The organism is Streptomyces sp. B1866, from assembly GCF_031932565.1.
Classification (GTDB): Bacteria; Actinomycetota; Actinomycetes; order Streptomycetales; family Streptomycetaceae; genus Streptomyces.
Genome location: NZ_JAVSCF010000197.1, coordinates 1 through 12,200, shown reverse-complemented (window position 1 = coordinate 12,200; position 12,200 = coordinate 1). Strand labels below are relative to the sequence as shown.

Sequence of the window (12,200 nt, the reverse complement as noted above, 5' to 3'; positions counted from 1 at the left end):
GGCCGGAGCCGGGGCCGCCGCCGGGCCGCTCTGCCCCGGTCCGGCCGCGGCCGGACCGGCGAGGGCCGCCGCGAGGGCCAGGCCCGTGGCCGCGGCGGCGGCGCCGAGGGGGACGCGTATCCGGGGGCGGGTACGGCGTCCGCGGGTTCCGCTGCGTCTGAGCACGTCGACTCCCGGTAGTAAGCGAGGAGTTAAAGCCCGTTAAGGTGCCGCACAACCTAGGCGGCGGGCGGGCTCCGGGCAATGGTGTAGCGCCTGTAACGTTTGACACTCGCGCCCCGCAGAAGTCGCTGATCGGTACACGCGACGTTCCGGTCCCGCATCGATCACGCCCGGGCCCTGTCAATCCGGACGTAACCGGAGTTAGCTCGGCGATTGACATGCCGCTCGATGAAAAGAGGGCACTGTGGCCGAGAAGAGCGCCGCGAGCGCACGTGCGGACCAGTCCGGGCAGATAGGGCGCCGGGTGCTCCGGCTCCGCAGGCAGCAGGGGCTGACGCAGCGGCAGTTGGCGGAGCCCGCCTACACCGCCGCGTACGTCTCCACTCTGGAAGCGGGCCGGGTGCGGCCCTCCGAGGCGGCCCTGCGCCACCTCGCCGGACGCCTCGGCGTCAGCTACGAGGAGCTGGCCACCGGCCGCTCCCCGCAGGAGGCGGTCCGGCTGCGGGCCGGGCTCACCGACGCGCGCCGCGCGCTGGCCACCGGCCTGCCCGCGCACGCCGCCGACCGCTTCCGCGCGCTGCTCGCCGAGGCCGAACGGCTCGGGCTCGCCGAGGAGCGGGCGGCGGCCCTGCTGGGCCTCGGCGACTGCGAGCTGGAGGCCGGTCGGCTGTCCGCCGCGCGCCACCACTTCGAGGCCGTCGAGCGGCTGCTGGCCGACGGGCCGCTGCCGCGCCGCGTCCCGGCGGTCCGCGGCCGGGCGGTGGCCCACCTGCTCGCGGGCGAACTGCGCTACTCCTGTTACCTGCTGGAGACCGCCATCGACGAGCTGAACGCCTCGGGCCTGCACGACCCGCACGCGCTGCTGCTGCTCTACACCGCCGTCATCGCCCCGTACATGGACATGGGCGCGCACGCGCGTGCCGCGCACGCCGCCGAACTGGCGCTCGCGCTCGCGCCCCGGGTGGACGACCCCGCACTGGTCGCGGGCATGCACCGCGGCGTGGCCCGTACGCTCATCGCCGAGGGCCGCACGGCCGAGGCGGACGCCTCGCTGGCCAAGGCCCAGGAGCTGTACCAGCAGCTGGGCATCCGCACCGAGCTGGCGCACTGCCACTGGATGCGCGGGTACGTGCTCGCCCAGGACGGTGACCTGGAACGGGCGGAGCGCGAACTGCGCACGGCCCGCGACATGCTGGCGAGCAAGCGGGCCGCGCTGTTCACCGTCCAGGTGGAGGTGGAGCTGGCGGACGTGCTGCGCAGGCAGGGGCGTACGGCGGAGGCGGAGGCCCTGCTGCGCCCCCTGGTGCGGCCGCTGCCCGACCTCTCGCCCGGCGCCGGTGCGGCGGACGGGGAGTCCGCGGAGCACCGGGAGCCCGCGGACGGACCGGACGCCACGGACGGACCGGGCGCCACGGACGGCCAGAACGCCACGGACGGGCCGGACGCGACGGACGGCGGCGGCGCGGGCGACCTGGCGGCGCTCACCGCCGAGCGCGGCGCCGTGCACGCGGGCGGGGCGTACCGGCTGCTCGGGCTGATCGCCGAGGAGCGCGGCGCGGTCGAGCTGGCGGAGGAGCACTACTGCGCGGCCCTGTCGCTGCTGGAGCGCACCGGAGCGGCCGGGGACCTGGCCGACCTGTGCCGCCTGCTGGGCGACCTGCTGCGCCGCGAGGGCCGGACGGAGGCGGCGCTGGACGCCTACCGCACGGGGCTCGGGCACCGGGCCGCACCGGGCACGACGACCCTGGGCCCCGCGCCCGCCGCACCGCCGATCTGAGAACCCGCCCGGTCCCGCCGGCCGCTGGCGCCGAAGAAGTGACCCGCGCGGGCCCTGGACGCCGCCCGGGAACGTACGGAACCGGGCCGGACACCCGGGCCGCCGTGTGTGGGGGGCACGGCGGACCGCGCGCCGGGCGGGCCGCCTCCGGGCTCGCGGGACGGCCTGAGAGGAGTCTGCCCGGTCCGGGCCGTTCCGGAATCCTCCGCAGGGCCCATTCGCACCCCGCCGACCGGCGGGGGTACGAGCCGCGAGACCGGCCCGCGCGGGCCGCCCGGACGGTGCGGCCCGCGCGGCTCCCGCGCCTCCGCCGCCGCGGGCCTCAGCCCGGCGGCGGCGCCGGCGCGGGCCCCGCGGCCGCTGTGACCGGCGTCACCGAAGGTCCGGGCACACCAGTCGCGGCAGCAACGTCCGGATACACCTCGAACAGGCGGCGCACCCCGAGGGCCGCCAGCACCCGGTCGATGTGCGAGCCCTCCCGGGACGGCGGCCGAGCGCTCCCGGCGGCCTGCCCGGCGGCGGGTTCACCGGCCCCGGCGTCGCGCCCGGCGGCCTGCCCGGCGTCCCGGTCCGCCCGTCCCGCGGCGCGTCCGTCGCGCCCGGCGGCGCGTCCGGCGGCGTGCTCGGCCGGGAGGATCAGCCGCAGGCGGCCCGAACACGAGCGCATCAGGCGGCGCGCGGCTATCAGCACGCCGACGCCGCTGGTGTCGCACAACCGCACTTCCGACAGGTCGAGGACGAGCCAGCGGCGGCCCTCGGCGACCGCCTGGTGCACGTGCTGCCGGACCTCGGGAGAGGACACCAGGTCCATCTCCCCGCGGACGCGCAGGACGGCCCACGCACCCCGCTCACTCCCCGTCACCTTCAACGTCACGCGCTCGAACCCCTTCGTTCGCCGGTAACCGAAATCGACTGTTCTGAGTAGGCGGTTGCCCGTACGGGTCACGCGTGAGCGCATGCCCGTACCCCGGTTCTGCCGTGAAACACCGTGCGGCGTGAGCCGGAAGTGAGACCCTATGCGCTCCGGGAACCCTTCGCCCTAGGAAACGCGCGCAAAGTGACAAACCCTGTACCACGCGTGCTGCCGAGATGGCGCACTTCACTTCAGAAGGGGGCAAGGTGTCAGTGGGCCGCACTACATTCGCCAGGAGAGGCCGACGAAGCGATGGGGGCCGCATGGTGGAGGACGCACCGCCTCGCTGGGACCGCAGGACGCAGCAGCGGCTGGCCCGGGGCGAGGCCGCCGCGCTCGGCGAGCTGTACGACCGCTGCGCCGCCCTCGTGCACGGCCTCGCCCTCCGGGTGCTGGAGGAAGAGGAGGCCGCCGACCGCGTCACCTGCGAGGTCTTCGGCTACGTGTGGGAGAACCCGGACGCGTACGACCCGCGGCAGGGCTCCCTGCGCTCCTGGCTCGCCTCACTGACCCACCGTCAGGCGGTGTACCGGCTGCGGCAGTCGATGGCCGCGCCGGACGGGCCGGGGGCGCGGCTGATGCCGGAGGAGGTCGAGGAGCGGATCCGCGAGGCGTCCGCCGCCGCCCGCGCCGACTACATCGTCACGTCCATGCCCGCCCCGCTGCGCACCGCCCTGGAGCTGACCTACTTCGGCCGCCACGACTACCGCGGGACGGCCGCCGCGCTCGGCGTGACGCCGGAGGAGGCCCGGCGCCGGCTGCGCCTCGGCCTCCAGCTGCTGTCCTCGGCGTACGCCCATGCGGCGCCGCAGCCGCCGCCGTCCGGTGACCACGGACGGCAATGGTGACCGGGCAGGACAGCGCCGACGGCGACGGCTCCACCCCCAGGAGACCGGAAGAGCCGGAGGAGCCGGAGCGGCCGGACGGACCGGGCGGACCGGAGCGGCCGGAGGGCCCGCGCGGGCCCCGGCAGCCGCCGGTAAAACCAGGAGAACCGGGAGAACCGGGAGAAGGCGACGGCGGCGGCCCTGCGGCGCCAGGCGGGCCGGCGCCCCGCAAGCACGAGCACCCGCGAATACCCTCGCCCCGGCGCGCGGCGGAGGACAGCGGCCGGTGGACGGCGCACGGCCGGCCGCGCGAGGCGCGAGGTGGTGAGCGCGCGCCGGACGAGCCCGCCGCCCCCGACGACCCCGACCCGGACGCCGGTCCCGGTCCCGACCGGGTCCCCGCCCTCGCCGCACCTCCGGGCCCGACCCCGGACACCGACCCGGGCGACCCCGACGACGACCCTCCGGACGCCTACCCCACCCTGGACCACGTGGCCGAGACCCATCCCGACGCCGATCCCCAAGCCGCCGCCTCCGCCTGGGATCCCGACTCCGCCCCCGCCGGCTCCGGCGAGTTACGGGTGCCGGCCCCGGCCGGCCCCTCCCGACCGCCTCCGTCCCGACCCGGTTCGCCCCCGCACCACGCGCTGAGGTCGCTGCTCGGCGTGTGGGCGCTGAGCGCCTGCGACGAGGAGGAAGCCGCCGCCGTGGAGGCGCACTTGCCCCACTGCGCCGCGTGCGCCGAGGAGGCGGCGCGGCTGCGCAAGGCCGCGGCCCTGCTCAGTCCCACCCACAGCCTGGACCTCGACCCGCTGCTGCGCTCCCGGGTGCTGGACGGCTGCCTCGGCCGCCGCCCGGCCCGGGTCCCGGTGCCCGCGTGGGCGGCCGCGTACGACGCGGAGGCCGCGCGACTCGACGCGCTGCTGCGGGACATGGGCGGGGGCGAGTGGCGGGCGGCGGTGCGGCTGCGGTGGTTCGACGGACTGCGGGTCGTGGGCCGGAACACGTCCGTCTCCGGTGTGATCGGGCACCTGTTCGCCGTGGACGGCGCCGTGGCCGCGTTCCTCGGCATGCCCGACCCGCTCGGCGCGTGGGCGCCGGCGTCCTTGGAGGAGCGCACCGAGGCGTACTGGCGCGCGACCCCCGGCCTCGGCCCGGCCGGCCCCGCCACGCGCGGGACCGCGACGCGCGTCCCGGCCCCCGGCCGCGGCCCGGCCCCGGACGGCGACCCGCCCGCTCCCGGCCCCGGCGCCCCGGGCGCCGTGCGGGAGTCGTGGCGCGAGCAGGGCCACGCGCTGGTGCGGACCGTGTCGTTCGCCGGGCGCGGCATCGCCGAGCTGCCCCTGGAGTTCGGCGGCCTCCCGCTGACCGTACGGGACGTCTTCATCGACCGCGCCTTCGAGTGCTGGCTGCACGCCGTGGACATAGCCGGGGCCGTGCACTACCCGTACGGGCCACCGGCCGACGAGCACCTGGCGGGCATGGTGGACCTGTACGCCCGGCTGCTGCCCACCGTGCTGGCCGCGCGCCGCCGCGCGGGCCTGGCCGGGCCGCCCCGCGGGCTGGTCGCGGCGGGCAGGCCCGGCCGCAGCCTGCGCCTGGAGGTCGAGAGCTGCGGGACGTGGCACATCGCGCTGGACTCCCCGGGCGCGGTCGCCTCGGAGGCGGGCGTGGTGGCCGGGATCGCGCTGGACCGCGAGGCGTTCCTGGAGCTGGCGGCGGGGCACGTGCCGCCGTGGGAGGCGGCGGCGGCCCGGGCCGGGGACGAGGAGGCGGTACGGGACGTGCTGTTCGCGCTGGCGTCGCTGTCCCGGATGTGACCGGGGGCCACCCGCGATTCCGACCGCCGGACCGGCGGAGACCCGCCACGGACACCCGCCACGGACACGCGGCGGCCCCGCCCGCCTGCCTCGGGAGGCGGGCGGACGGGGCGCTCAGGAGAGGTTGACGCGGGGCGATCAGGTGACGTTGACGCCTCCCCACGCCCGGTCCACCGTCTTGTACTCGGTGCTGGCCGACCCGTACAGCGCCCGGGCCGCCTTCAGCGTCGCCAGCCGCGCACCCGCGTAGTCCGTCGTGGACGTCATGTACGTGGTCAGCGCCTTGTACCAGATCTTCGCCGCCTTGGCGCGGCCGATGCCGGTGACGCGGCGGCCGTCGATCGTGGGGCTGTTGTACGTCACGCCGTTGACGACCTTCCGGCCGCTGCCCTCGGACAGCAGGTAGAAGAAGTGGTTGGCGGGGCCGGACGAGTAGTGCACGTCGTCCCAGCCGATGTACCAGATCCAGTAGTCGTACGAGGCGCCGTCCTTGCTGGGCTGGTCCATGTAGCGCAGCGGCTTGCCGTTGCCGAAGATGTTGATCTTCTCGCCGATCAGGTAGTCGCCCTTGTCGGCGGTGTTGTTCGCGTAGAACTCCACGGCGGAGCCGAAGATGTCGGACGTCGCCTCGTTCAGGCCGCCCGACTCGCCGCTGTACTCCAGCTTGGCGGTGGCCGCGGTGAGGCCGTGGGTCATCTCGTGCCCGGCGACGTCCAGCGAGGTCAGCGGCCGCTGGTTGGCCTCGCCGTCGCCGTAGGTCATGCAGAAGCAGGTGTCGGACCAGAAGGCGTTGACGTACGCGTTGCCGTAGTGGACCCGGGAGTAGGCGGCCTTGCCGTTGTTCCGGATGCCGTTGCGGCGCAGGACGTATTTGTAGTAGTCCCAGGTCTTGGCCGCGCCGTAGTGGGCGTCGACGGCGGCGGTCTGCGTGTTGCTCGGCTTGCCGTTGCCCCAGATGTTGTTCGAGTCGTACATGATCGCGCCCCNCCGTTGCCCCAGATGTTGTTCGAGTCGTACATGATCGCGCCCCGGCCGGACGTGCCGTGCCGCAGGTCGTACGTCTCGTGGCCGCCGCGCGAGCCGTCGCGCAGCGAGTAGCGGCCGCCGGTGCGGGTGGTGCCGATGGAGACCTTGCCGCTGTACTGGCTGTAGCCGGTGCCGGTGGCGTTGTCCACGGCCTGGTGCTGGTACAGCTTCCTGCCGGTGTCCGCGTCGGTGACGACGTGGAGTTCGCTCGGGGTGCCGTCGTCCTGGAGACCGCCGACGACCGTCTCGTACGCCAGCACCGGCTTGCCGGTGGCGGCCCAGACGACCTTGCGCGCCCGGTCGGCCGCGGTCCGCGTGCCGCCCTCCGCCTTGGCGGCCTTGACCGCGGTCCGCTCGGCGTCGGCGGCACTCGCGGAGGCGATCAGGTCGGCCGGGGCGATCCGGGCCCCGGTCGCCCTGGTGACGTCGGTGACGGCGCCGCGGGCCGACCGGTGTACGACCAGGTCGCCGCCGAGCACCGGCAGGCCGGCGTAGGTGCGCTCGTACCGGGTGTGGGTGGTGCCGTCCGCGTCCCGCAGCACGTCGCGCACGACCAGCTTCTCCTGGGCGCCTAAGCCCAGGGACCCGGCGGTGGCGGCCGCGGCGGCGTCGCCCGCGCGCAGCAGCTCGGCACGCTGGGCGGGCGTCAGGGCGACGGGCAGCGCCGCGTCCCCGCCGGCCTGCGGCGCGGCGTCGGCGGCGCCGGCGCCGACGCCCGCGGCGAGCAGGACCGCGGCCAGCGCCGAGGCTCCGCCCGCGGTCAGGCGGCGCCGCGTACGGCGCGTCGAGCCGGCCGTTGCGGAACGGGAGCCTCTGCTCCCGCCCGGCCGCTCACCTCTGCCAGAGGAGTCGGAATCTGCGGTTCTGTCTGTTGTACGTGATATGCCTGACGAAGGGCTGGACGAATCCGAGCGCACGTCGATCTCCCGTCGAATGGTTCCGGGTTGCGATGCCGGACGGCGCGAATCACCGCCCAACGAACAGAAGGCGCGATCACTCCGCGTACGCAACGTATCGCTCGTACGATATACAGGCCAATACATGGACATGTTGAGCTGTGTCCAAAAGATGCCAATCAGAGGTGTATCTACGGGGATACGGCGCTCCGGCGCGCGACCGGCGGCCGAAGCGCCCGGCGGAAGCCCCCAGCCCGAAGGCCCCGCGCCGAAGCCCGTCCGTCCGCAGGCCCGGGCCCGGGCCCGGGCCGAGGCCCGACCGGAGCCCGGGAACGCGAAACGCCGCCAGGGCCGATGCCCTGGCGGCGTACGCACGTCCGCTCGCGGCCGCCGGGAAGCACCCGGCGGACGCCCGGGTCAGCCGAAGACCACCGTCCGGTGCCCGTTCAGCAGCACCCGCCGCTCGCTGTGCCACTTCACCGCCCGCGCGAGCGCCTGGCACTCCACGTCGCGCCCCACCGCAACCAGCCGCTCCGGCGTCAGCTCGTGGCCGACCCGCTCGACCTCCTGCTCGATGATCGGCCCCTCGTCCAGCTCCGCCGTCACGTAGTGCGCCGTCGCCCCGATCAGCTTCACGCCCCGCGCGTGCGCCTGGTGATAGGGCTTGGCGCCCTTGAAGCTCGGCAGGAAGGAGTGGTGGATGTTGATGATCCGGCCGGACAGCTGCTTGCACAGGTCGTCCGACAGCACCTGCATGTACCGGGCCAGCACCACCAGCTCGACCCCCTCCCGCCGCACCAGCTCCAGCAGCTCGGCCTCGGCCTCCGCCTTGGTGTCGGGGGTCACCGGGATGTGCCGGAAGGGCACCCCGTACGAACCGGCCAGCTCGGCGAAGTCTTGGTGGTTGGAGACCACGGCCGCGACCTCCACCGGCAGCGCGCCGATGCTCCAGCGGAACAGCAGGTCGTTCAGGCAGTGCCCGAAACGGCTGACCATCAGCACGACGCGCATCCGCTCGTCCGCCCGGTGGATCTGCCAGTCCATGCGGAACGACTCGCCCACGGCCGCGAAGCTGGCCCGCAGGTCCTCCACGCCCACCCGGGTGGGCGTCTCCGCGCGGAAGTGGACCCGCATGAAGAACAGCCCGGTGTCGCGGTCGCCGAACTGCTGACTGTCCTCGATGTTGCAGCCGGTCATGAACAGGTAGCTGGACACCGCGTGCACGATGCCCTGTTTGTCCGGGCAGGACAGGGTCAGGATGTACTGGTCGGGCGGCCCCTGGCCGACCGGGGGCTCAGCGGCGGAGGCGGACGGGTGCGGCTTGCTCATGACTCCATAGCGTCGCACACGCGCGTGGGGCCACCGGCCCGTCGCGGCCCGGACGCCCCGCGCATTGCCCCGGACGCCGCGCCCGGCCCCTCACCCGTCCCGCACGCGAGGACACCCCCGCGCGTGAGGAGTCACTCGCCCCCGCGCGTGAAGGCCGCCAGCGCCTCCAGCGTCACGGGCGGCACGTCCGGATCGTCCCCGTCGTTCGCCGCGAGCCGCACGTGCGCCTCCCGGGCCGCCCGCAGGGCCTCCGGCCACCCGTGGTGTTCGAGGTAGGCAGAGACCGGCGCGTCCGGCCCCACCTGGTGCATGATCCGCAGCACCCGCAGCACGGCGACGTCCACGAGCGCCGCCTCCTGCGAGTCCCGGAAGATCGTCCCGACGTACTTCTCGGCGGACCAGTTGTCCAGCCACGTGTCCTCGACCAGCCGGTAGACGGCGTCGGTCACGTCCCCGTACCCGGCCTTCCCGGCCAACCAGCACTCGTGCTGGAACGTGGGGTCGGAGAGCATGTGCAGCGCGGAGCGCACATTGCTGCGCCAGCGCCACCACGGCATGTCATGAAGTGGCATGGCGTCCATGGTGGTCGAGCTACGGGCGCGACGGGAAGAGTTCTCCGAACCTGGCACAGCAGTCAATCGTACGTTTCTTCGCATCGGCGCGCCCCGCCACCCCCGCAATTCACCTTTGAGACACCTTCAGTTCGGTATTCGGAGCTGCCGAGTTACGCGGGAAAAGCCAGTCTCCATGCCATGACCGGGAGACGGCGTATCATCCCCCATCCGCGGCGGGCCATGACCGCGACCCTGTGCACGGCGGTCGGGGTGTCACTGCTCGCCAGCTGTGGTTCCATTCCTGGCACGACCGCGGCGGCCCAGGAGAACAGCATCACCGTCATGACGTGGGCCCCCGAGGACACGTCTGCGACCAACATGCCCGGCATGCCCGCCATGGCGCGTGCCTTCGCCCGCTGGGTCAACGACACCGGCGGCATCCACGGGCGCAAGCTCCGCGTCCTGACCTGCAACGAACACAACGACTCGGTGCAGGCCGCCACCTGCGCCCGCCGCGCGGCAGCCGAGAAGGCCGTCGCGGTCGTCGGCTCCTACAGCCAGCACGGCAGCTCCTTCATGGCCCCTCTGGAGATCAAGGGAATACCGTACATCGGCGGGTACGGTCTGTCCGAGGAGGAGTTCAGCAGCCCGTATTCCTACCCGGTCAACGGCGGCCAGGCGGCGCTGTTCGCGGGCAACGGGCGGCAGCTGGCGTCCATCTGCGAGCAGGTGGCGCTGGTACGGCCCGACACCATCGCGGGCGACGAGCTGCCCGACCTGCTCAACGCCGGGCTGACCGCGGGCGGCGGCCGCCCCGCCACCGACGTACGCGCCCCCGAGGACGCGAGCGACTACACCGCGCAGGCCCGCGAGGCGCTCAAGGGCGTCGGGGCCCGCACGGGCGCCGGTACCGGTACCGGCGCGGACGGTGTCGGCGCGAGCACCCCGGACCCGGCCGCGACCGGCGCCGACGGCTCGCCCGCCCCGACCACCGGCACCGACGCCACCCCGGCCGCGAGCACCGGCTCGCCCGGCACGGACACCGCGGGCACCTCGGGCAGCACCGCCGGGGACTACGGGACCACCGCCTCGCCCACCGCGGGCACCGACCCGAGCACCGGCCCGGCGGACACCGCCGCGACCACCGGCACGTCGGGCGCGGGCACCAGCGGCGCCGAGTCCGGCGGCACCGGCACCTCGGCGGGCACCACCGGTACGGGCGGCGGCGCCACGAGCGCCACGAGCGCCGAGGTCGCCAGCAGCACCGGGGCCGCCCGGCGCGGCGGCAAGAGCGGCTCCTGCGTGACCGCCGTCCTGGGCATGCGCACGAGCACCTTCTTCGACTCCTTCCGGCGCGTCCACGAGAAGGAACCGAAGGTGCGCATCGCCTCCGTCCTGGGCAGCGTCCGGCAGGCCCTGGTCGACAGCACGGGCGGCGCCGACAGCGCCCTGGAGGGCGCGTACGCCACCGGCTGGTACCCGGCGGCCGACGACCCGCGCTGGCGGCCCATGAACGAGGTCATCAGCAAGTACGCCTTCAACGACAACGCCATCGACCCGGCCGACCCCGGCACCCAGACCACCTGGATCGCCTACACCGCGCTGCGCTCGGTACTGCTGTCGCTCAAGCCGGGCGACATCAGCGCCACCACGGTCCGGCGCGCCCTGGACAACGGCTACTCGGTCAACACCGGGGGCCTGACGCCCACCCTGCGGTGGGCCGACGGCGACATGCTGGCCGTGTCCTCCTACTCGCGGATCACCAACGCCGACGTGACCTACCAGGAGGTGCGCGACGGGAGGCTGGTGGCCACCCGGCAGGGGTTCGTGGACGTGACCGACACCCTTCAGCGTCTCAGCGGCGACAACTGAGGGGGCCGCCGAAGGGGCCGCCGACGGCGAGGCGAGGGCCCGGCCCGCACCTCGCCGAAGCGCCCCGGGCCCTGACGCACGGGCGGGGGCGGCCGGATGGTCCGGCCGCCCCCGCCCGTGCGTCTCGCCTGTGCCTTCCGGCCCGCCTCCGGACCGGGCCGGACTTGCCTCCGGGCGTACGACGGCCCACGCGCGTACGAGGCGCCCGCGCGTACGAGGCCCACGCGCGGGCGGGACCCGTACGGCCCCGACCCGCCCCCGGTCAGGACGTGCGTACGCCCCGCGACCGCGCGGGCCGGACCGTCCCCCGCGGCCCCGTCACAGCTGGCTGAAATCGCGCCGGGTCAGCCCGTGCTGGTCCGCGATCGGGTTCCACAGCGCGGCGGCCTGCTTCTTCGCCACGGTCGCCTGGGCGCTGGCCACCTCCGCCGCCGTCATCTGCGGCGTCCGGCGGGCCTTGCCCTTGTGGCAGCCCTTCTTGTCGCCGACCTGGCCGGCCCAGGCCGCGTAGTGGTTGTCGGCCGCGGCGGACGACTGCCACGCCGTGGTCAGGGCGGCGGTCAGCCGCGCGTGGCCGGGCAGCCGGTCCACGGACAGCCTGCCGAGCCGCTCGACCAGGCCGGAGCGCTGGCCGGCCGCCGTGCGCAGGTCGGTGGCGGCCTGGGGCAGGTTCTGGCAGGCCTTGATGTTCTCCACCGCGCTGATGACGGACGAGCGGCTGTCGTTGCTGTCCGCCAGCAGCGCGTCGAGTGCCTTGGCCTGCGCCTGCGCCGGGTCGGCGCCCTGCCCGGCGCCGTCGCCGGTCCCCGGGTCGGCCGAGGCGCCCTTGCCGTGCCCGGCCCCGTCGCTCTTGCCGTCGTCGCCGCCCTGCGAGCTGAGCACGGCTCCGGTGGCCAGCCCGGCGACGGCGCAGACGGCCACGACGATGCCGATGACGGCCGGGCGCGACAGGCGGCGGCGCCCGCCGCTGCGCCCGCCCGCCCGGTGCGACGGCGGCGCGCCGTCGCCGTGGCCGGGCGCGGCG

At 75.0% G+C, this 12,200-nt stretch carries 6 protein-coding genes and 3 pseudogenes; 4 read left to right on the top strand and 5 right to left on the bottom strand.

Going from position 1 to position 12,200, the window contains the following annotated elements; translation table 11 throughout:
* Nucleotides 1-406 precede the first annotated feature (406 nt).
* Nucleotides 407-1,939, top strand: coding sequence for a helix-turn-helix transcriptional regulator (locus RKE29_RS22175; protein WP_312007303.1), 1,533 nt, complete (start codon nucleotides 407-409; stop codon nucleotides 1,937-1,939).
* Between the two features lie 622 nt (nucleotides 1,940-2,561).
* Here the strand turns inward: RKE29_RS22175 and RKE29_RS22170 are convergent.
* Nucleotides 2,562-2,813, bottom strand: a pseudogene (locus tag RKE29_RS22170) (STAS domain-containing protein); the annotation flags it as partial.
* A gap of 302 nt (nucleotides 2,814-3,115) precedes the next feature.
* Here RKE29_RS22170 and RKE29_RS22165 point away from each other — a divergent pair.
* The gene (locus RKE29_RS22165) at nucleotides 3,116-3,700 is read left to right on the top strand and encodes a sigma-70 family RNA polymerase sigma factor (RefSeq protein ID WP_312007302.1); all 585 of its coding nucleotides are present in this window, start codon (nucleotides 3,116-3,118) and stop codon (nucleotides 3,698-3,700) included.
* The gene (locus RKE29_RS22160) at nucleotides 3,694-5,499 is read left to right on the top strand and encodes an immediate early protein (protein ID WP_312007301.1); all 1,806 of its coding nucleotides are present in this window, start codon (nucleotides 3,694-3,696) and stop codon (nucleotides 5,497-5,499) included. The genes RKE29_RS22165 and RKE29_RS22160 overlap by 7 nt, the downstream gene beginning before the upstream one ends.
* Nucleotides 5,500-5,637: 138 nt before the next feature.
* Here the strand turns inward: RKE29_RS22160 and RKE29_RS22155 are convergent.
* From RKE29_RS22155 to RKE29_RS22145, 3 genes and pseudogenes are all read right to left on the bottom strand, one after another.
* Nucleotides 5,638-7,289, bottom strand: a pseudogene (locus RKE29_RS22155) (M4 family metallopeptidase).
* Between the two features lie 549 nt (nucleotides 7,290-7,838).
* Entirely contained in the window at nucleotides 7,839-8,750 is a 912-nt protein-coding gene (purU, locus tag RKE29_RS22150) for a formyltetrahydrofolate deformylase (RefSeq protein ID WP_312007300.1), read from the bottom strand.
* Between the two features lie 131 nt (nucleotides 8,751-8,881).
* Nucleotides 8,882-9,406: a hypothetical protein gene (locus tag RKE29_RS22145; RefSeq protein WP_312007299.1), complete on the bottom strand. Its 525-nt coding sequence runs from the start codon at nucleotides 9,404-9,406 to the stop codon at nucleotides 8,882-8,884.
* 96 nt (nucleotides 9,407-9,502) lie between these two features.
* On the opposite strand from RKE29_RS22145, the gene RKE29_RS22140 reads away from it, so the two are divergent.
* Entirely contained in the window at nucleotides 9,503-11,176 is a 1,674-nt protein-coding gene (locus RKE29_RS22140) for an ABC transporter substrate-binding protein (protein ID WP_312007298.1), read from the top strand.
* Nucleotides 11,177-11,494: 318 nt separating this feature from the next.
* Here the strand turns inward: RKE29_RS22140 and RKE29_RS22135 are convergent.
* Nucleotides 11,495-12,200: pseudogene (locus RKE29_RS22135) on the bottom strand (hypothetical protein); the annotation flags it as partial.

Coding starts and splice junctions, on each gene's coding strand:
- RKE29_RS22145 (WP_312007299.1), bottom strand. CDS start 9,406: ATGCGAAGAAACGTACGATTGACTGCTGTGCCAGGTTCGGAGAACTCT.
- purU (WP_312007300.1), bottom strand. CDS start 8,750: ATGAGCAAGCCGCACCCGTCCGCCTCCGCCGCTGAGCCCCCGGTCGGC.
- RKE29_RS22140 (WP_312007298.1), top strand. CDS start 9,503: ATGACCGGGAGACGGCGTATCATCCCCCATCCGCGGCGGGCCATGACC.
- RKE29_RS22165 (WP_312007302.1), top strand. CDS start 3,116: ATGGTGGAGGACGCACCGCCTCGCTGGGACCGCAGGACGCAGCAGCGG.
- RKE29_RS22160 (WP_312007301.1), top strand. CDS start 3,694: ATGGTGACCGGGCAGGACAGCGCCGACGGCGACGGCTCCACCCCCAGG.